We start from the raw sequence: 18,750 nt of genomic DNA, 5'->3' as shown, positions 1-18,750 counted from the left end.
TTTACCGTTCTATCGTGCCGGTGCGGCGGATCTTCTTCTGCAGCAGAAGAATGCCGTAGAGCAGGGCTTCGGCGCTCGGCGGGCAGCCGGGCACATAGATGTCGACCGGCACGACCCGGTCGCAGCCGCGCACCACCGAATAGGAATAGTGGTAGTAGCCGCCGCCATTGGCGCAAGAGCCCATCGAGATGACGTAGCGCGGCTCCGGCATCTGGTCGTAGACCTTGCGCAACGCCGGCGCCATCTTGTTGGTCAGCGTGCCGGCCACGATCATGATGTCTGACTGGCGCGGAGACGCGCGCGGCGCGACACCGAAGCGCTCCGAATCGTAGCGCGGCATCGAGGTGTGGATCATCTCGACCGCGCAGCACGCCAGACCGAAGGTCATGAACATCAGCGAACCGCTGCGCGCCCAGGTGATCAGCGCCTCGGTCGAGGTGACCAGAAAACCCTTGTCGGCAAGCTCGTTGTTGATTTCGAGGAAGAAGGGATCGTCCTCCCCCACCGGCTTGCCGGTGTTGGGATCGATGATACCCTTGGGCTTCGGCGCGACGAGGGTGCCTGAACTGTCGTTCAATCCCATTCCAGCGCTCCTTTTTTCCATTCATAGGCAAAGCCGATGGTCAGCACTGCCAAAAACACCATCATTGACCAGAAACCGAGCATGCCAATCTTCGAGAAGGACACCGCCCAGGGGAAGAGGAAGGCTACTTCCAGGTCGAAGATGATGAACAGGATCGACACCAGGTAGAAGCGGATGTCGAATTTCATGCGGGCATCGTCGAACGAGTTGAATCCGCATTCATAGGCGGACAGCTTCTCGGGATCCGGGTTGCGGTAGGCTACCAGGAAGGGCGCGGCCAGCAGCGCCAGACCGACCACCAGCGCCACGCCGATAAATAGGACGATGGGCAGGTACGAACTGAGGAGTGCGTTCATGCAGCGGCTTTCCGTTGGCGCCAATCCACGTTGATTACAGCACCGGACCTTAATGCGGAAGCGTGACAGTTTAACCGCTGAACCGTTTTAAGGAGCCTATGCTGCAACGCGGCGAGGGTTAGCGCAGCACTTCCAGCGAAGCAAGTCAAACCTTGTTCAAAACACCGAGCTGGACGGCAATCCGGGAGAAACTGGTCCCATACGCTCCTGTTTGATTTCCTTCGCCATTTACTCCACTTTTCTCTCCTGACAGGGTTGCCGCCAAAACCCTGCTAGCATGGGCTGGAATCACGCCTCGCAATGACGCCAGACAGGTCCATCAGAGACGCATCCGCATGAAGGAAAAGATCTCGCTTGCCGCCGCCCGGCGCATCGCGCTCGCCGCTCAAGGGTTTCTCGATCCCCGCCCCGCCGGTACGCCCGACCGCCGCCACTTCGCCCGCGTTCTGTCCCGCACCGGCCTGCTGCAGATCGATTCCGTCAGTGCGGTGGTTCGCGCCCACTACATGCCGCTCTATTCGCGTCTTGGCCCCTATCCCCTCGCTTTGCTCGACAACGCCGCCGTGACCCGCAAGCGCACGGTCTTCGAATACTGGGCGCATGAGGCCTCGTTCCTGCCGGTCGAGACCTACCCGCTGATGCGCTGGCGCATGCTGCGCGCCGAGCAAGGCGATGAAATGTATCTGGGGCTGGCCAAATGGGGCCGCGAGCACGCCGCCTATATAGAAAAGATCTACCGCGAGGTCGTCGCACGCGGCCCGGTCGCCGCTTCCGCGCTGGAGGGCCAGAAAGGCTCCGGCGGCTGGTGGGGCTGGAGCCACGCCAAGCACGCCTTCGAATGGCTGTTCTGGGCCGGGCGCATCACCACGGCGCACCGGCGCGGCTTCGAGCGCTTCTACGACCTGCCGGAGCGGGTGCTGCCGCAGGCGATCCTCGATACGCCGGTGCCCGCAACTGAAGACGCGCATCGTGAATTGCTGCGCATCTCCGCCCGCGCCCACGGCATCGCGACATCAGGCGACCTGCGCGACTATTTTCGACTCTCCCCCGCCGACATGAAAGGCCGGCTGGAGGAACTGGTCGAACTCGGCGAACTGCTGCCTGTTCGCGTCGAGGGCTGGGACAAGCCGGCTTACCTCTATAGAGACGCGCGTTTGCCACGCAAGATCGAGGCCCGCGCCCTGCTGGCGCCGTTCGACCCCGTTGTCTTCGAGCGCTCGCGCTCAGAGCGGCTGTTCAATTTTCACTACCGGATCGAGATCTACACGCCGGCCGACAAGCGCCAATACGGCTATTACGTCCTGCCCTTCCTGCTCGGCGACAGGATCGTTGCGCGCGTCGACCTCAAGGCAGACCGGCCGGCAAGTGTCCTGCGTGTCCATGCCGCTTACGCCGAGGCCTGCGCACCGCCCGGAACCGCCGCTCAGCTCTTCGAGGAATTGAAGCAGATGCAGGACTGGCTTGGCCTCGAACGCATCGAAGTGACGCCTGCCGGCGATCTGGGCCCGGCGCTGTCCGACATCACGGTGTCGTAAGCTCGCGTTGACACCGCTGCCCGCAAGAGCCTAAATCGGATCCAGACGGTCTCCTCTCGGCAAAGGGAGGAGCCAAGAGGGAATGCGGTGCGGGATTGAAAAATCCCAAATCCGCGGCTGTCCCCGCAACTGTGAGCGAAGAGCCAAGGCCGAAAGCCACTGGGATTGTCCCGGGAAGGCGGCTACCCAAAGGCGATGACCCGCGAGCCAGGAGACCTGCCGTCTGGAATGCAAGTATCCGATCGCCCGGCGGGTTTTCCGGGCAAGGAGCCTGATTTGGATCGCGACAGCAGTTTTTCGGCTGAAACAACGGACATTTCGTCCGGCGGGGATGATTCCCTGGCCGGCATCACTGTCATCGTCTGCGCCTCCTGTCGCGACGAGACCGGCTCCGACGCCCACCCTCGGGCCGGCGAACTTTTGGCCGAAGATACGCGCCAGGCCGCCTCGGGCGACAACATCCGCATCCGCACCGTCGAATGCCTCGGCAATTGCAAACGCCGACTGAGCGCCGCGATCCTGCGTGACGGGTGCTGGAGCTATGTCTTCGGCGATCTGACCACGACCAGCGGCGCCGATCTCGTCACCGGCGCGAAACTCTTCGCCACCTCCAGCGACGGCCTCATTCCCTGGCGAGGCCGGCCCGATAGCCTCAAGCGCGGCCTCGTGGCCCGCATCCCTCCCCTCGACATGCTGAAAGACTTGATATGACCGCATCCGTTTCCCGTGTTCCCTGCACCGTCGTCACCGGTTTCCTCGGCGCCGGCAAGACGACTCTGGTCCGCCATCTCCTGGAAAACGCCGGCGGCAAGCGTATCGCGATCATTGTCAACGAGTTCGGTGACATCGGCATCGACGGCGAGATCCTCAAGGGCTGCGGTATCGACACCTGCCCAGCGGAAAACATCGTCGAGCTGGCCAATGGCTGCATCTGCTGCACCGTCGCCGACGATTTCGTGCCGGCGCTCGACCAGATCCTGTCGCTGACGCCGAAGGTTGACCATATCCTGATCGAAACCTCGGGCCTCGCTTTGCCCAAGCCGCTGGTCCAGGCCTTCCAGTGGCCGACGGTGAAGAGCCGCGTGACCGTCGATGGCGTCATCGCCGTGGTCGATGGTCCCGCACTTGCCGAAGGTCGCGTCGCCAACGACATGGACGCCCTGCAGGCGCAGCGCGCCGGGGATGAAAGCCTCGACCATGATGATCCGGTCGAGGAGGTGTTCGAGGACCAGATCGCCTGCGCCGATCTGATCATCCTGTCGAAGAGCGACCTGATGGACGCCGCCGGTTCGGCCCGCGCCAACGCCATCGTCAACGAACACTCCGCACGCGCCGTGAAGATCGTGCCGACGTCTCACGGCAAGGTCGATCCCTCGGTGCTGCTCGGGCTTGGTCTCGCCGTCGAGGACGACATCGAGAACCGCAAATCCCATCACGACGGCGCATTCGACCACGAGCATGACGACTTCGACTCGTTCATCGTCGACATGCCCTCGATCGCCAATCCGGACGAACTGGCAAGACGCGTCGCCGCCGCCGCCGAACAGGAAAACGTGCTGCGGGTGAAAGGCTTCGTCGAGGTTGGTGGCAAGCCGATGCGGCTCCTGCTGCAGGCCGTCGGCCCGCGCGTCAATCATTACTACGACCGGGCCTGGACCGCCGGGGACGACCGCCGCTCGCGCCTCGTCGTCATTGGCCTCAAGGGGCTGAACCGTCCGGCGATCGAACGTATCCTCGCCGGCTGATTTTCAGGCACGGGCCGCGATGCACATCCTCACCACGAACTCCGCCTCGCTCGACGATCTCGCCGAGCCTGTCGACCTCCGGCAGGTGCCGGCGGATATCGTGGCCTTGTCCTTCACCGACAGCGATCTCGCCGGGCTGGCGGCGGCATGGAAGGCCGACGCCGATCGCTTGCCGTCGATGCGGCTCGCCGCACTGCGCGACCTGCGCCATCCCATGTCCGTCGATCTCTGGATCGACAGCGTCGCCCGCCATGCCAAGGTCATCATGGTGCGCATCCTCGGCGGCTACGACTGGTGGCGCTATGGCTGCGACCAGCTCGCGGCAATCGCCCGCGAGCGCGGCATAAAGCTGGCGCTGCTTCCGGGTGAAAGCCATGACGAGGATCTCAGGCTGATCGAAGCCTCGACGCTGCCGCGCGCCGAACTCGACGGCCTGCTCGGCTATTTCCGCGAGGGCGGCCCGGCCAATATGAGCGCCCTGGTGCACAGGCTGGCAGGCCTGGCTGGACAGGATATGCCCGTCGCCAGTCCGGTCAGCGTGCCGAAGGCTGGTTACTATCAATCTGGATTGGGGGTCGCAGAACAGCCGGACCTTTCAAATGCCGGCGCTCCCATCATCCCGATTCTCTTCTACCGATCGATGCTGCTTGCAGCCGATGTCGCCCCGATCGATGCGCTGGCCGAGGCTTTGCACTCCCAGGGACTGGCACCGGTCCCGATCTTCGTTTCCAGTCTCAAGGATCCGGTGTCCCTGGCGTTCGTCGAAAATGCCATCGCATCGCTGAAACCCGCCGCCATCATCACCGCGACAGCTTTCGCTTCTGGCGCCGAGCCCGGCGTGGAAACCCCGTTCGACCGCGCCGGCGTGCCTGTCTTCCAGGTCATCGTCGCCACCACGCGCCGCGACGTATGGGAAAACAATCAGCGCGGACTGGCGCCCGCCGACCTTGCCATGCATGTCGTGCTGCCCGAACTCGATGGCCGCATCCTTGCCGGCGCCATCTCTTTCAAGGGCGAGAGCGATGTCGACCCGGCGCTGGGCCACCGCGCCTTGGCCAACCGGCCGGAACTGGATCGTGTTGAGCAAGTGGCTAGGCGCGTAGAGGCCTTCACCCGTTTGCAGCAGACCCCGCGCGCCGAACGCAAGCTGGCGATCCTCATTCCCGATTATCCCAGTGCTCCCGGCCGCACCGGCTATGCGGTCGGGCTGGATGTGCCGTCCAGCGTGCTGGCCATACTGCGGGACTTGAGCGAACAGGGCTATGCCGTTGATGGGATTCCGCAAACGCCGCGTGAATTGCTGGATTTGCTGGAGCGCGGCGACGGTGGGCTGAGGCTGGAAGACTATCACTCCTTTTCGACGGAGTTGCCAGGAGCGGCAATGGCCGCAGTTGAGGCTGCTTGGGGCAGAGCGGAAAGCGTGACAGGTCGTCGCGAGGCGCCCCCCTCTGTCCTGCCGGACATCTCCCCCTCAAGGGGGGAGATCGAGCCCTCATCACCGTTTTCGCCAATGCCCACTGTCGCAGAGGCGAGCGGAGCGCCGAAGCTGCCAATCTCCCCCCTAGAGGGGGAGATGTCCGGCAGGACAGAGGGGGGCGCCTCGCGAAGACCTTCGCTATCAGGCAAAAAACACTTCGCCTTCCGCGCCGCGCATTTCGGCAACATCACCGTCGCACTCGCCCCCGACCGCGGCCGTTCCGCGGACCGCCGCGCCGACTACCACGATCCGACGCTGCCTCCGCGCCACGCTTTGATCGCGTTCGGCCTGTGGCTGCGCAAATCGCTTGGCGTCCACGCTCTCATCCATGTCGGCGCACACGGCACGCTGGAATGGCTGCCCGGCAAGACCGTCGCGCTTTCGCAAGCCTGCTTTCCCGAGATCGTGACCGGCTCCCTGCCCGTCATCTATCCCTTCATCGTCTCCAACCCCGGCGAAGCGGCACAGGCCAAACGGCGCATTGCCGCGGTCACCCTTGGTCATCTGCCGCCGCCGCTGACAGGCGCCGGACTGGACGAGAACCAGCAACGGCTCGAACGGCTGGTCGACGAATACGCCCAGGCCGACGGCCTCGACCGCCGTCGTCGTGACCGGCTGGCGAAACTGATTGTCGAAACCGCGCAAAAGACCGGCCTCGCCTCCGAAGCCGGCGTCGCCAAAACCGATGCGCCCGACGAAGCGCTGCGCCGCATCGACGCCTGGCTCTGCGATCTCAAGGACTTTGCCATCAAGGACGGGCTGCATATCTATGGTCGCGTCCCGGACGACGAGCCCGATCCCATGCGCAGGCAAAGCGCGGAAGCCGAGAAGGCCGCGCTGCTCGGCGCGCTCGATGGCCGTCACGTCATGGCGGGCCCGGCCGGCGCGCCCGCGCGCGGGCGCTCCGATGTCTTGCCCACTGGCCGCAACCTGTTCACCTCGGACCCGCGCACCATGCCGACCCCGACCGCCTATGATCTCGGCAAGGCGGCGGCGGAAGAAGTGGTGCGCGCCTACATGCAATCGCATGGCGACTGGCCGCGCTCGCTGGTGACGGACCTCTGGGGCTCGGCCTCGCTGCGCACCGGCGGTGAGGAGATCGCGCAGGGCCTTGCGTTGATGGGCTGCCGGCCGCAATGGGACGCCGCGACCGGCCGCATCACCGGCATCGAGGTGCTGCCGCCGGCGACGCTCGGCCGCCCGCGCGTCGACGTCACCTGGCGCATATCAGGCCTGTTCCGCGACATGTTCCCGACCCAGATCGCACTGATCGACGCCGCCGCCAACGCCGTTGCTGCGCGCGACGAGGACGATTCAGAAAACCCGCTCGCCGCCAGGACCCGCGCCGACGGCAAGGTCAGCCCACGCATCTTCGGCACCTCGCCCGGCACTTACGGCGCCGGCGTCGAAGAGATTTTGTCCAGCGGCGACTGGGCGGCGCGGGAAGAAATCGGCCGCGCCTATCTCGACGCCACCTCGCATGCCTATGGCGGTGCCGGCGGCGAAGGCGTCTCGGCACCCGGAGCGTTTGAAGACCGCATCGCCGAAGCCGATCTTCTGGTCCACACCGGCGACGACCCCGGCCGCGACATTCTCGAAGGTTCCGCCGACGTCGCCTTCATCGGCGGCTTTTCGGCCGCCTTGGCGACACTCGGCAGGAACGCCGACGTCATCGTGCTCGACACCACGGACCCGCAGAAGCCGACACCGCGATCGGTTGGCGAAGCAGTGTCGCGCGTGGTGCGTGCCCGTGCCGTCAACGCCCGCTTCATATCTGGGCAGATGCGCCACGGTCCGCGCGGCGCCTCCGAATTCGCCGAGACGGTCGACCGGCTGGTCGGCTTCGCCGAGACCACCCATGTCATTTCAGGCGCGCTGATCGAGGCCGTGCATGATGCCTATCTCGGCGATCCGGAAGTTCGCGCCTTCATCCTGCGCGAAAACCCCGCCGCCGCCAAAGTCATCGCCGAGCGCTTCCTGTCGGCGCGCCGGCGCGGCCTCTGGCATCCCTTGCGCAATTCCATCGACGACGATCTCGCCGCACTGATCGCCGAGGCCAACGCGCTCGGGGTCGCGGCATGAACGCCTTCTCGCGCCGTGGCGCCTGCCCTGCTTTGTCGGCACCGATGCAGACAGGCGACGGCCTGCTGGTGCGGCTCAACCCGGTCCCAGGAGGCCTATCGCCGAAGCTCTTGATCGCGTTGGCCGAATCCGCTGTGCGGCACGGCAACGGCATCATGGAAGTAACGGCGCGCGGCAGCCTGCAGATACGCGGCCTGACAGCGGAAAGCGCTGCGTTGCTGGCAGTGGAGGTCGATGCGCTGGGCATCGCGGTGCGCACCGGCGTCCCGGTCGAGACCGGCCCGCTGGCCGGCATTGACCCGCGGGAGATCGCCGATCCGAGACCGATGGCTGAGCGGATCAGGGTGGCCGTTGAGGAAGCCGGGCTGGCAACAAGGCTGGGGCCGAAGGTTGCGGTGATCGTCGACGGCGGCGGGCAACTGACGCTGGATGCGGTGACGGCGGATGTCAGGTTGAAGGCGGTGCGGGCCGATGCTGGCTACCGTTGGCGTGTGTCTGTCGCGGGTGATGGGCAGACCGCCAAGCTGCTCACTGTGGCGGATGAGGATGCGGCGCGCGACATTGCTGTCGCGGCGCTGCGGATGGTTGCCGAGAAAGGCCGCGAGGCGCACACGCGGGATTTGTCGAGGCGGCAATTGGAGTCTCTCGCAAGCTGGCACTCTGTGGCGCCCCCCTCTGTCCTGCCGGACATCTCCCCCTCTAGGGGGGAGATTGCGCTGTTATCGCTGTCTTCGCCAATTCTTGACGTTGAAACGGAAGTGCTAGGGGCAAAGCTGCCGATCTCCCCCCTTGAGGGGGAGATGTCCGGCAGGACAGAGGGGGGCGCCGTAGAGCGCAGCCGCCTACCGGTTGGCATCTTCGACGTGCACAACGGCCACGCCCTCGGCATCGGCCTCCCCTACGGCAGCATGCCAGCTGAAAAAATCATCGGCCTCGCGCAAAGCGCCCTCGCCCTCGGCGCAACCGAAATCCGCCTCGTCCCAGGCCGCGCCCTGCTGTTCCTCGGCCAGCCGGCGGACGCCAAACAATCCCTTCATGAGGCCGCCGCCACCCTCGGCTTCGTCACCTCCCCCGCCGACCCGCGCACGCGCATCGCCGCCTGCCCCGGCACGCCGGCCTGTGCGTCCGGCCGGATCGCGACCCGCGACATCGCCGAGGCGATCGCCGCCGAGAACGCGGACATCCTCGACTTTACCCTGCACGTTTCCGGCTGCGCCAAGGGCTGCGCACATCCCGGCCCAGCAGCACTAACAATTGTCGGCGGTGAAAATGGAGCCGGACTTGTCGTGAACGCGACGGCAAAGGCCCTTCCTGCCGGCTACAGGCCGGGCTATGACGCCGCGCGCGGCATCAGCCGCGTCGCGGCGGTGATCCGCAGCGCACGATTTCAAGGCGAACCCGCCGCCGCTTGCCTGACAAGGCTAGGACCGGCCGGCATCGCTGAGACCTACAAACAGGAATGAGCATGGCCGCCTATGACTATATCCACGACGGCACAGCGATCTACGAGCGCTCCTTCGCCATCATTCGCGCCGAGGCTGATCTGTCGCGCTTTTCCGAAGCCGAGGCCGATGTCGCCATCCGCATGATCCATGCCTGCGGCCAGGTCGAGGCAGCAAGTCGTTTCGTTTTCTCCAACGATTTCGTCACCGCCGCCCGCACCGCTCTGGCGGCCGGCGCGCCGATCTTCTGCGACGCGGAAATGGTCTCGCATGGCGTCACCCGCGCCCGGCTGCCGGCCGGCAATGAGGTGATCTGCACCTTGCGGGACCAGCGCACGCACGACATCGCCAGGGAGATCGGCAATACCCGCTCGGCCGCCGCGATCGACCTTTGGGGCGAGCGCATGGCCGGTTCGGTCGTCGCCATCGGCAATGCGCCGACCGCACTCTTCTACTTGCTGGAAAAGCTGCGCGATGGCGCGCCTAAGCCAGCCGCCATCATCGGCATGCCAGTCGGTTTTGTCGGTGCTGCCGAATCCAAGGATGCGCTGGCCGAAAATTCCTACGGCGTGCCCTACGCCATCGTGCGCGGCAGGCTTGGCGGCAGCGCCATGACCGCCGCAGCGCTCAATTCACTGGCGAGGCCGGGCCTGTGAACGCGCTCCCCAAAGGCCGTCTCGTCGGCGTCGGCACCGGTCCCGGCGACCCCGAATTGCTGACGCTGAAGGCCGCACGGACCTTGGCCGAGGCCGATGTCGTGGCTTATTTCGCCAAACGCGGCAACAACAGCAATGCCCGCGCCATCGTCGAGGCGCGCTTCCGGCCCGACATGCTGGAACTGCCGCTGCTCTATCCCGTGACCACCGAGATCGACAAGGATCACGACGATTACCGCTCGCAGATATCAGGTTTCTACGAGGAGTCGGCCGACAGGGTCGCCGAGCACCTCGACGCCGGCAAAATGGTTGCCGTGCTCTCCGAAGGCGACCCGCTGTTCTACGGCTCCTACATGCACCTGCATGTGCGCCTTGCCCATCGCTACCCGACCGAGGTCATTCCCGGCATCACCGCCATGTCCGGCTGCTGGTCGCAGACCGGCGTGCCGATCGTCCAGGGCGACGACGTGCTGACCGTGCTGCCTGGCACGATGAGCGAATTCGACCTGACGCGCCGCCTTGCCGACACCGATGCCGCCGTCATCATGAAGGTCGGTCGCAACTTGCCTAAGATCAAGCGCGCCCTGGAGGTGACCGGCAAGCTGACGCGTGCCGTCTACGTCGAGCGCGGTACCATGGCCGGCAGCGTCTCGATGAAGCTTGTCGACAAGCCGGACGACAAGGCGCCCTATTTCGCCATCGTGCTGGTTGCCGGCTGGTCCGGTCGACCCGGCGTGGCTGGAGCGCAGGCATGAGCGGCCGTCTCACCGTCATCGGCCTCGGGCCCGGCAATGCCGACCAGGTCACCCCGCAAGCCAGCCGCGCTATCGCGGAGGCAAAATTCTTCTATGGCTACAAGCCCTATCTCGACCGGCTTGACCTCCGCCCCGACCAGACCCGCGTCGCTTCAGACAATCGTGAGGAACTCGCCCGCTCCAAGGAGGCCCTGACCAAGGCCGCCGAGGGCCACGACGTCGCCGTGGTATCCGGTGGCGATCCCGGCGTGTTCGCCATGGCCGCGGCGGTCTGTGAGGCGATCGAGGCCGGTCCGGCCGAATGGCGTGCGGTCGATGTCACAGTCGTGCCTGGCGTCACCGCCATGCTGGCGGTCGCCGCCCGCATCGGCGCGCCGCTCGGCCATGATTTTTGTGCCATCTCGCTGTCCGACAATCTGAAGCCTTGGGATTTGATCGAGTTGCGCCTGCTGGCGGCGGCCGGCGCCGGCTTCGTCATCGCTCTCTACAACCCGATCAGCAAGGCGCGTCCCTGGCAACTTGGCCGCGCCTTCGAATGCCTGACCGCCATCCTGCCCGGCACGACGCCGGTGATCTTCGGCCGCGCCGCCGGCCGTCCGGACGAGCGCATCGAGGCCTATCTGCTGGCCGATGTCGACGCAGAAAAGGCCGACATGGCGACCTGCATCATCATCGGCTCGCCGGAGACCCGGATCATCAAGCGTGGCGACAAGCCGGCGCTGGTCTACACGCCGCGCTCGGCATCGGGCTCCACAAAATGACGCACCATCGCGGCCAGCGCTTCGACGGTTTCAGCCGAAGGCACGTCCGGCAGATCGGGCCTGCGCACCATGACCACCTCGATGCCAAGCGCCCTCGCGGCGGCGATCTTGCCATAGGTGGCCGCGCCGCCGCTGTTCTTCGATACCACGACATCGATGCGATGTTTTTCGAGCAGAGCGCGCTCGTCGGTCTCGCCAAACGGTCCGCGCGCCAACAGGTACACGGCATCGGCAACCGCCAGCTTCGGCTCGACCGGATCGACGCTGCGGATGAGATAATGGTGCTGGGGCGCTGCCTCGAAGGCTGCGACCTCCTGGCGGCCAAGCGCCAGAAACACACGGCGCGGCGCATCGCCAAGCGCCCGCGCGGCCTCGGCAACGCTGTCGACCTCAAGCCAGCGGTCGCCTTGGCCGGCCTCCCAGCCCGGGCGCCGCAAGGCAAGGATCGGCACGCCGGTCTTGCGCGCGGCCATCGCCGCATTGGCGGAGATTCGCGCCGCGTAGGGATGCGTGGCATCGATCAGCAGACCAGTGGCTGTCTCGCTGAGATAAGCAGCCAGACCATCGGCGCCGCCGAATCCTCCGCTTCGCACGGGCACACCCTGCGCAACGGGGCTTTGCGTGCGGCCGGCCAGCGAAAGCGTGACCCAGCAATCGGCGCGCGCCGCCAGTTCTCCGGCCAGTTGCCGGGCTTCGGTGGTACCGCCAAGGATCAGAATGCGGTGGGTCATCATGCCTGCTAAGGGTCCGCGCGGCGCCAAGCTCAACTCCAGATGGCTCACCATCGTCGGCATCGGCGAGGACGGTTTAGCGGGTCTCGGCGACGAGGCCAAGCGGCGGATCGCCGAGGCGGAGTTCATCTTCGGTGGCAAGCGGCACCTGGCGCTCGTCGCTTCCTTTGCCAGGGGCAAGCCGCGACCCTGGCCGGTTCCGTTCGATGCCGGGATGGCCGAGGTCTTGGCGCTTGCCGGCAGAAACGTCTGCGTGCTCGCCTCCGGTGACCCGTTCTTCCACGGGGTCGGCGCCACCCTCGCCCGCAAGGTCAACCCGCGCGAGATGTATGTCATCCCAGCGCCGTCAGCCATTTCGCTGGCAGCCGCCCGTCTTGGCTGGGCGCTGCAGGACATCGAAACCGTCTCACTGCATGGCCGGCCGATCGACCTGATCCGCCCGCTGCTGCAGCCCAACGCACGCATCCTGGCGCTGACATCGGATGGCGATGCACCTGCTGCAATTGGGCGCCTGCTCACCGAACTAGACTTCGGCGCTTCGCGGTTGACGGTCCTGGAAGCGTTAGGCGGGCCGAAGGAGACATTGCGTTCGGTTCGTGCCGACGCCTTCAACCTCGAAAACATCAATCCCCTCAACGTGCTGGCCATCGAAATTGATTCGAAACCGCAAGCGCGCGTGCTGCCGCTCACATCAGGCCTTGCCGATCATCTGTTCGAGCATGACGGCCAGATCACCAAACGCGAAATCCGCGCCGTTACCCTGTCGGCGCTGGCGCCGAGGCGCGGCGAATTGCTGTGGGATGTCGGCGCCGGCTCGGGTTCGATTGGCATCGAATGGATGCTCGCCCACCCCTCGATGCGCGCCATCGCCATCGAGGCCGATCCGGCCCGCGCCGCCCGCATCGGCCACAACGCCGTTGCCTGTGGCGTTCCCGGCCTCGTCATTGTGGAAGGCAGCGCGCCCAAGGCACTGGCCAGGCTGGAGATGCCCGATGCCGTGTTCATCGGCGGCGGCGGCAGCGACGCCGGCATGTTGACCGCCGCCATCAAGGCCCTGCGCGCCGGTGGCCGTCTTGTCGCCAACGCGGTGACGCTGGAAATGGAAGCCCTGCTTCTCGCCCAGCACACAAAGCGCGGCGGCGATCTCACCCGCATCGCCATCTCCCGCGCTTCGCCGGTCGGCTCCATGCAGGCATGGCGGCCGGCCATGCCTATCACGCAATGGAGCTGGGTTAAGCCATGATGGTCGCGGGCATCGGCAGCCGCAAAGGCGTCACCGTCAAAGACGTGCTCGCGGTGATAGAAACCGCTCTGGAAGCACACGGATTAGCGATGACGGCTCTTTCGGCATTGGCCACCGCGGCGCTCAAGAAGGATGAAGACGCGATCGCCGCCGCCGGTCGCAAGCTGAACCTTCCCGTCATCATCGTCGATAACGCAGCCCTTCAGGCCGCCTCGCCGCGGACGCTCAGCAACTCCAGCCTCTCGCGGGACCTGGCCGGCACCCCATCGGTCTCGGAAGCCTCCGCCCTTGCCGTCGCCGGCAAAGGCGCCAGCCTGCTTGGTCCACGCACCGTGCTCGGCGCGGTCACCTGCGCCATCGCCATCAGCGGAGACGCACCATGACCGTTCATTTCATCGGCGCCGGGCCGGGTGCGGCCGACCTCATCACGCTGCGCGGTGCCAGGCTCTTGGCGCGTTGCCCGGTCTGTCTCCACGCCGGCTCCATCGTCGCGCCGGAATTGCTGCAGCATTGCGCGCCGGGAACAAAATTGATCGACACCGCGCCGATGTCGCTGGACGAGATCGAGGCTGAATATGTGGCGGCCCACAAGGCCGGCCATGAGGTTGCCCGCCTGCACTCCGGCGACCTGTCGGTGTGGAGCGCTGTCGCCGAGCAGATCCGCCGGCTGGAAAAGCATGGCATCCCCTACACGCTAACCCCGGGCGTTCCTTCCTTCGCCGCCGCCGCAGCAGCACTTCGCCGCGAGCTGACCATTCCCGAAGTCGCGCAAAGCCTGGTGCTGACCCGCGTTTCAGGGCGTGCGTCGAAAATGCCGCCCGGCGAAACGCTGGCCGCCTTCGGCCGCACCGGCGCCACCCTGGCCATTCACCTTGCCATCCACGCCATCGACCGCGTCGTTGCCGAACTGACGCCGCACTATGGCGTGGATTGCCCGGTCGCGATCGTCTTCCGCGCCTCCTGGCCGGACGAGCGCGTGCTGACCGGCACGTTGGAGACCATCGAGGCGCTGCTGGCCGCCGATCCGATGGAGCGTACGGCGCTCATCTTCGTCGGCCGCTCGCTGGCGGCGGAAGACTTTGGCGAGAGTTCATTATACGACGCCCATTATCAGCGGCGTTTTCGCGGACGGGACGGATTGTGAGCGGCAGCACCAGCAACAAAGGCGAAAACGCCACGCTCGAACAGGCGCTCGCGCGGCTGAACTTCAAGCCGCGTCCGCTTGAGCCGGGCCATGTCTGGCTGGCCGGCGCCGGCCCCGGTGACCCTGGCTGCCTGACCCTGGAAGTGCTGGCGGCGTTGGCCGAAGCGGATGCGCTGGTCTACGACGCGCTGGTTTCGCCAGATGTCGTGGCAGTGGCCGGTAACACCGAGCTTTTCTTTGCCGGAAAACGCGGCGGCCAGCCCTCGATGAAGCAGGACGACATCACCGCTTTGCTGGTGCGGCTGGCGCGTGAAGGCCGCCGCGTCGTCAGGCTGAAGGGCGGCGATCCCTATATTTTCGGCCGCGGCGGCGAAGAGGCGCTGGCGCTGGCGCGCGAAAACATCCCGTTCCGTGTGCTGCCGGGCCTGACATCTGGCCTCAGCGCATTGGCCGCCACCGGCATCCCGGCCACCATGCGCGGCATCAACAAGGCTATCATCCTGGCGACCGGCCATGCCGCCGGCACCGATGACGACATCGACTGGGCAGCGATCGCCCGCACCGGCCAGCCTGTGGTCGTCTATATGGGCATGGCCAACCTGCCGCTGATAGCAGCCGCCCTGCTCGACGGCGGGTTGGCGCCATCGACGCCGGCGGCCGTGATTGTCGCCGCGACGACACCACAGGAGCGAACCGTCGTCGCCACGCTCGCCACCATTGCCGAGGAAGCGGCGGCTGCCGGGCTCGCCTCACCGGCACTGATCGTCGTCGGCGGCATCGTCGCGATGCGCGCGGCACTGGCGGCGCAAGCATGACGGCGCGCGCGATCATCATCGGCGCGCCGCGCTCCGGCTCGGGCAAGACCAGCGTCACCATCGGCATTCTGCGCGCGCTCACCCGGCGCGGCCTGAAGGTGCGCGGCGCCAAATCCGGCCCGGACTATATCGACCCCGGCTTCCACACCGCCGCCACCGGCCTGACCGGTGTCAATCTCGACAGCTGGGCGATGTCGCCGTCACTGCTCAATGCGCTGGCCGCACAGGCGGCCGACGATGCCGACTTCGTCATCCTCGAAAGCGCCATGGGCCTGTTCGACGGTATTCCGGCCTCGTCCGGCCGCACCGGTTCCGCCGCCGATCTCGCCCGGCTTTACGGCCTGCCGGTGCTGCTGGTGCTCGATGTGTCCGGCCAGTCGACCACGGCGGCGGCCGTCGCCAAGGGTTTTGCCACCTACGATCCGGATGTGCGGATGGCGGGTGTCGTGCTCAACCGGCTGGGCAGCGAGCGTCACCGGCGGCTGTCCGGCGACGCCATCGAGGCGATCGGCCTGCCCGTCGTCGGCGCCATCTTGCGTGATCCCACGTTGAACCTGCCCGAGCGCCATCTCGGCCTCGTCCAGGCCGGAGAATATGACGATCTGATGGCGCATCTCGACCGGCTGGCCGACATGGCGGAGAAGTCGCTCGACCTCGACGCGATCATGGCGCTGGCAACACCCCTCGCCCCGGCGATTGGCGACTTCACCGACGCGCTGCGGCCGCCCGGCCAGCGCATCGCACTGGCCGAGGATGCCGCCTTCAGCTTCCTCTACCCGCATGTCGCCGCCTGTTGGCGCAAGGCAGGCGCGGAAATTGTCCCGTTCTCGCCGCTCGCCGACGAAGCGCCGGACGAGGATTGCGATGTCTGCTGGCTGCCCGGCGGCTATCCAGAGCTTCACGCCGGCAAGCTGGCCGCCGCCACGAATTTCCATGTGGGAATGGCGCGTTTCGCCGAGAAGAAGCCGATCCATGGTGAGTGCGGTGGCTTCATGGTGCTTGGTGAAGCGCTGGAGGATGCCGGCGGCGAAACGCATCGCATGCTCGGCCTGCTCGGCCATTCCACCAGCTTCGCCAGGCGCAAGATGAATCTCGGCTACCGTGAAGCACGGCTGCGCGCCGACTGTCCGCTGGGGCCGCAAGGCGCACTGATCCGAGGTCACGAATTCCACTATGCGCAGATGATGGCCACCGGCAATGATGAGCCGCTGGCCGACCTCGCCGACGGCCAGGGCAATCCGCTCGGCACTTCCGGCTACCGGCGTGGCCATGTCAGTGGCACCTTCTTCCACGCCATTGCACGGGCCTAAACCATGAGGCGCCCAAGAATCACCCTGTCGCCTCGGCAAGTCCTCGATGACATCGCCCTTTGCCTGGTCTTCTTCACCCGCCTGCCGCTGCCCGTCTTCGATTTTCGTGGCCGCAGCCTCGCCGCCGCGATCTGGGCCGCCCCCATTGCCGGCCTTGTCGTCGGCTTGATCGGCGCGATCGTCTTTGCCACGGCGGAACGGTTTGGCCTTGCCATAGGACCGTCGGCCGCCCTCGCCCTCGTTGCAACCGTGCTCACCACAGGCTGCCTGCACGAGGATGGGCTGTCCGACGTCGCCGATGGCTTCGGCGGCGGCAAGTCGCGCGGACGCAAGCTCGAGATCATGCGCGACAGCCGCATCGGCGCCTATGGGGCCACGGCGCTGGCGCTATCGCTGCTGATCCGCTGGAGCGCGCTTTCGGAACTCACCGATCCCACGCAAGCCCTCTTTGCTCTGGTGGCTGCGCATGCCGCTTCGCGCGGCGTGCTCGGCGCCTTTATGCATCTTTTGCCGTCAGCGCGATCCGACGGCCTCTCGGCAAACGCCGGCACCGTCTCACTCGAAATGGCAATAGCCGGCGCCGTGCTTGGCGCGATTCCGCTGCTCCTGCTTGGCCCCGGCGGCGCCATCGCCGCGCTCATCCTGCTTGGCCTGCTGTTTGCTGCCTTTCACGCCCTTTGCCTCAACCAGATCAATGGCCAGACCGGCGACACGGTTGGCGCCTTGCAGCAATTGAGCGAGATCGCGGTGCTTCTCGTCGCTTCCGTAGCTCTTTCCTGATCCCCTTTTGCCTGATTCCCTTCCGGAGACCTTGCCCCCATGCCCTTCAAATCCCTCGATGAACTGCGCGCCGCCTGTCTCGACCTGCCCACCGGCAGCGAGGCGGCAGCCAGTGCCGTTGCCAGCCGCCAGGATACGCTGACCAAGCCGCAAGGCAGCCTCGGCCGGCTGGAAACGATCGCCGCGTGGCTGGCGCGCTGGCAAGGCCGCGACATGCCGAAGCTCGACCGCGTGAAGGTCTTCGTCTTCGCCGGCAACCACGGCGTCACCGCGCAAGGCGTGTCGGCCTATCCTTCGGAAGTCACCGTGCAAATGGTGGCGAATTTCGCTGGCGGGGGTGCTGCCATCAACCAGCTCGCCCGCATCGCCGGCGCCGAGCTCGACGTCATCCCGCTCGACCTCGATCATCCAACCGGCGATTTCACCCAAGTGCCCGCAATGGATGAGAAAACCTTCCTCGCCGCCGTCTCGGCCGGTTACGACGCGGTGACGAAAGATCTGGACCTCGTCTGTTTTGGCGAAATGGGCATCGGCAACACCACGCCGGCCGCCGCCATTTCGGCGGCGCTTTTCGGCGGTGGTGCCGAAAAATGGACCGGGCGCGGCACCGGCGTCGACGATGCCGGACTGAAGCGCAAGGTGGTCGCCATCGAAGCCGGCCTGAAGCGCCACGCCGCTGCCCTTGCCGATCCGCTGGGGGTCGCAGCCAGCCTCGGCGGGCGCGAACTCGCCGCCATCTTCGGCGCCACGCTCGCCGCACGGCATCTGGGCATACCCGTGCTGCTAGACGGCTTCGTCTGCACCGCCGCCGCCGCGCCGCTGGCAAAGCTGCACCCAACCGGCCTTGCTCATACGACCGCGGCACATGTCTCCGCCGAATCGGGCCATCGCGGCCTGCTCGAAGCGCTCGCCCTGCCGCCGTTGCTCGACCTTGGGATGCGGCTCGGCGAAGGCTCCGGCGCGTGCCTGGCCGTCAACATCGTGCGCTCGGCGCTGGAGTGTCATGCGAGAATGGCGAGTTTTGCCGAGGCGGGCGTCTCGGAAAAGTAATGCGCGGATCGCCTTGATGTACAAACCCTCATAAATTTTCGAAGGCCCCAAAACAGGGGGTTCGCGAAGTCCTTGCTCGGACTGAGGGAAATTTCAACCGCAAGAAGAGGCACCGGGCGCCGCCCGGCCTTTCTGCAGGCTCAGCGATGGATGCATATTAGCAAGAAAGAATATATTAACGACTGTGATGCAGCCTTCCATACGGGGACGGGAAACGCCTCCTCATCGGACGTTCCAAACGCGCGCCCTCAAGCGCCGGGACGCTCGACCAATGCGGAGCAAACG

18 protein-coding genes and 1 riboswitch are annotated in these 18,750 nt (G+C 66.1%); of the genes, 15 read left to right on the top strand and 3 right to left on the bottom strand.

Annotation, left to right across the window (positions count from 1 at the left end; translation table 11 throughout):
* Position 1 precedes the first annotated feature (1 nt).
* Positions 2–583 (bottom strand): NuoB/complex I 20 kDa subunit family protein, encoded by a 582-nt coding sequence (locus O7B34_RS09810; RefSeq protein WP_027145296.1) that lies wholly within the window; start codon positions 581–583, stop codon positions 2–4.
* Positions 574–939, bottom strand: coding sequence for an NADH-quinone oxidoreductase subunit A (locus tag O7B34_RS09805; RefSeq protein ID WP_010910112.1), 366 nt, complete (start codon positions 937–939; stop codon positions 574–576). The genes O7B34_RS09810 and O7B34_RS09805 overlap by 10 nt, the downstream gene beginning before the upstream one ends.
* Before the next feature lie 335 nt (positions 940–1,274).
* Between O7B34_RS09805 and O7B34_RS09800 the strand changes: the two genes are divergently transcribed.
* From O7B34_RS09800 to O7B34_RS09765, 8 genes are all read left to right on the top strand, one after another.
* A complete protein-coding gene (locus tag O7B34_RS09800) occupies positions 1,275–2,474 on the top strand; it encodes a winged helix-turn-helix domain-containing protein (protein WP_337145865.1) in 1,200 nt (399 codons plus the stop codon).
* 29 nt (positions 2,475–2,503) lie between these two features.
* Positions 2,504–2,712: riboswitch (cobalamin riboswitch) on the top strand.
* 38 nt (positions 2,713–2,750) lie between these two features.
* Positions 2,751–3,185: a DUF1636 family protein gene (locus tag O7B34_RS09795; RefSeq protein ID WP_337146126.1), complete on the top strand. Its 435-nt coding sequence runs from the start codon at positions 2,751–2,753 to the stop codon at positions 3,183–3,185.
* A complete protein-coding gene (gene cobW, locus O7B34_RS09790; RefSeq protein WP_337145864.1) occupies positions 3,182–4,219 on the top strand; it encodes a cobalamin biosynthesis protein CobW in 1,038 nt (345 codons plus the stop codon). Before O7B34_RS09795 ends, cobW begins: the two co-directional genes overlap by 4 nt.
* A gap of 19 nt (positions 4,220–4,238) precedes the next feature.
* Positions 4,239–7,778: a cobaltochelatase subunit CobN gene (locus tag O7B34_RS09785; RefSeq protein ID WP_337145863.1), complete on the top strand. Its 3,540-nt coding sequence runs from the start codon at positions 4,239–4,241 to the stop codon at positions 7,776–7,778.
* Complete coding sequence (gene cobG, locus O7B34_RS09780) at positions 7,775–9,241, top strand: precorrin-3B synthase (protein ID WP_442920958.1); 1,467 nt, start codon at positions 7,775–7,777, stop codon at positions 9,239–9,241. The genes O7B34_RS09785 and cobG overlap by 4 nt, the downstream gene beginning before the upstream one ends.
* Before the next feature lie 2 nt (positions 9,242–9,243).
* Entirely contained in the window at positions 9,244–9,876 is a 633-nt protein-coding gene (locus O7B34_RS09775) for a precorrin-8X methylmutase (RefSeq protein WP_337145862.1), read from the top strand.
* Positions 9,873–10,631 (top strand): precorrin-2 C(20)-methyltransferase, encoded by a 759-nt coding sequence (locus O7B34_RS09770; RefSeq protein WP_337145861.1) that lies wholly within the window; start codon positions 9,873–9,875, stop codon positions 10,629–10,631. Before O7B34_RS09775 ends, O7B34_RS09770 begins: the two co-directional genes overlap by 4 nt.
* Entirely contained in the window at positions 10,628–11,392 is a 765-nt protein-coding gene (locus O7B34_RS09765) for a precorrin-3B C(17)-methyltransferase (protein WP_337145859.1), read from the top strand. Before O7B34_RS09770 ends, O7B34_RS09765 begins: the two co-directional genes overlap by 4 nt.
* On the opposite strand, the gene O7B34_RS09760 is transcribed toward O7B34_RS09765, so the two are convergent.
* Positions 11,356–12,123 (bottom strand): cobalt-precorrin-6A reductase, encoded by a 768-nt coding sequence (locus O7B34_RS09760; RefSeq protein ID WP_337145857.1) that lies wholly within the window; start codon positions 12,121–12,123, stop codon positions 11,356–11,358. The two genes, O7B34_RS09765 and O7B34_RS09760, sit on opposite strands and share 37 nt — an antisense overlap.
* Before the next feature lies 1 nt (position 12,124).
* Between O7B34_RS09760 and cbiE the strand changes: the two genes are divergently transcribed.
* Genes cbiE through cobT form a run of 7 tightly spaced genes read left to right on the top strand, consistent with a single transcriptional unit; the run spans position 12,125 to position 18,465 of the window.
* A complete protein-coding gene (cbiE, locus tag O7B34_RS09755; RefSeq protein WP_337145855.1) occupies positions 12,125–13,366 on the top strand; it encodes a precorrin-6y C5,15-methyltransferase (decarboxylating) subunit CbiE in 1,242 nt (413 codons plus the stop codon).
* A complete protein-coding gene (locus tag O7B34_RS09750) occupies positions 13,363–13,749 on the top strand; it encodes a cobalamin biosynthesis protein (RefSeq protein ID WP_337145854.1) in 387 nt (128 codons plus the stop codon). Before cbiE ends, O7B34_RS09750 begins: the two co-directional genes overlap by 4 nt.
* On the top strand, positions 13,746–14,510 hold the full coding sequence (cobM, locus tag O7B34_RS09745; RefSeq protein ID WP_337145852.1) for a precorrin-4 C(11)-methyltransferase: 765 nt from the start codon (positions 13,746–13,748) through the stop codon (positions 14,508–14,510). Before O7B34_RS09750 ends, cobM begins: the two co-directional genes overlap by 4 nt.
* Positions 14,507–15,325 carry a uroporphyrinogen-III C-methyltransferase gene (gene cobA, locus O7B34_RS09740; protein ID WP_337145850.1) on the top strand — a complete coding sequence of 273 codons (819 nt, stop codon included), beginning with the start codon at positions 14,507–14,509 and terminating at the stop codon, positions 15,323–15,325. The genes cobM and cobA overlap by 4 nt, the downstream gene beginning before the upstream one ends.
* Positions 15,322–16,635, top strand: coding sequence for a cobyrinate a,c-diamide synthase (locus tag O7B34_RS09735; protein WP_337145848.1), 1,314 nt, complete (start codon positions 15,322–15,324; stop codon positions 16,633–16,635). Before cobA ends, O7B34_RS09735 begins: the two co-directional genes overlap by 4 nt.
* A 3-nt stretch (positions 16,636–16,638) precedes the next feature.
* Positions 16,639–17,415, top strand: a complete 777-nt coding sequence (gene cobS, locus O7B34_RS09730; RefSeq protein ID WP_337145846.1) for an adenosylcobinamide-GDP ribazoletransferase — start codon at positions 16,639–16,641, stop codon at positions 17,413–17,415.
* A 39-nt stretch (positions 17,416–17,454) separates the two neighbouring features.
* A complete protein-coding gene (gene cobT, locus O7B34_RS09725) occupies positions 17,455–18,465 on the top strand; it encodes a nicotinate-nucleotide--dimethylbenzimidazole phosphoribosyltransferase (RefSeq protein WP_337145844.1) in 1,011 nt (336 codons plus the stop codon).
* Positions 18,466–18,750 lie beyond the last annotated feature (285 nt).

It is taken from the genome of Mesorhizobium sp. Cs1299R1N3 (assembly GCF_037179625.1).
GTDB lineage: Bacteria > Pseudomonadota > Alphaproteobacteria > Rhizobiales > Rhizobiaceae > Mesorhizobium > Mesorhizobium salmacidum.
Note: the sequence above shows the minus strand (reverse complement) of the source record. Positions and strands in the feature narration are given on the sequence as shown.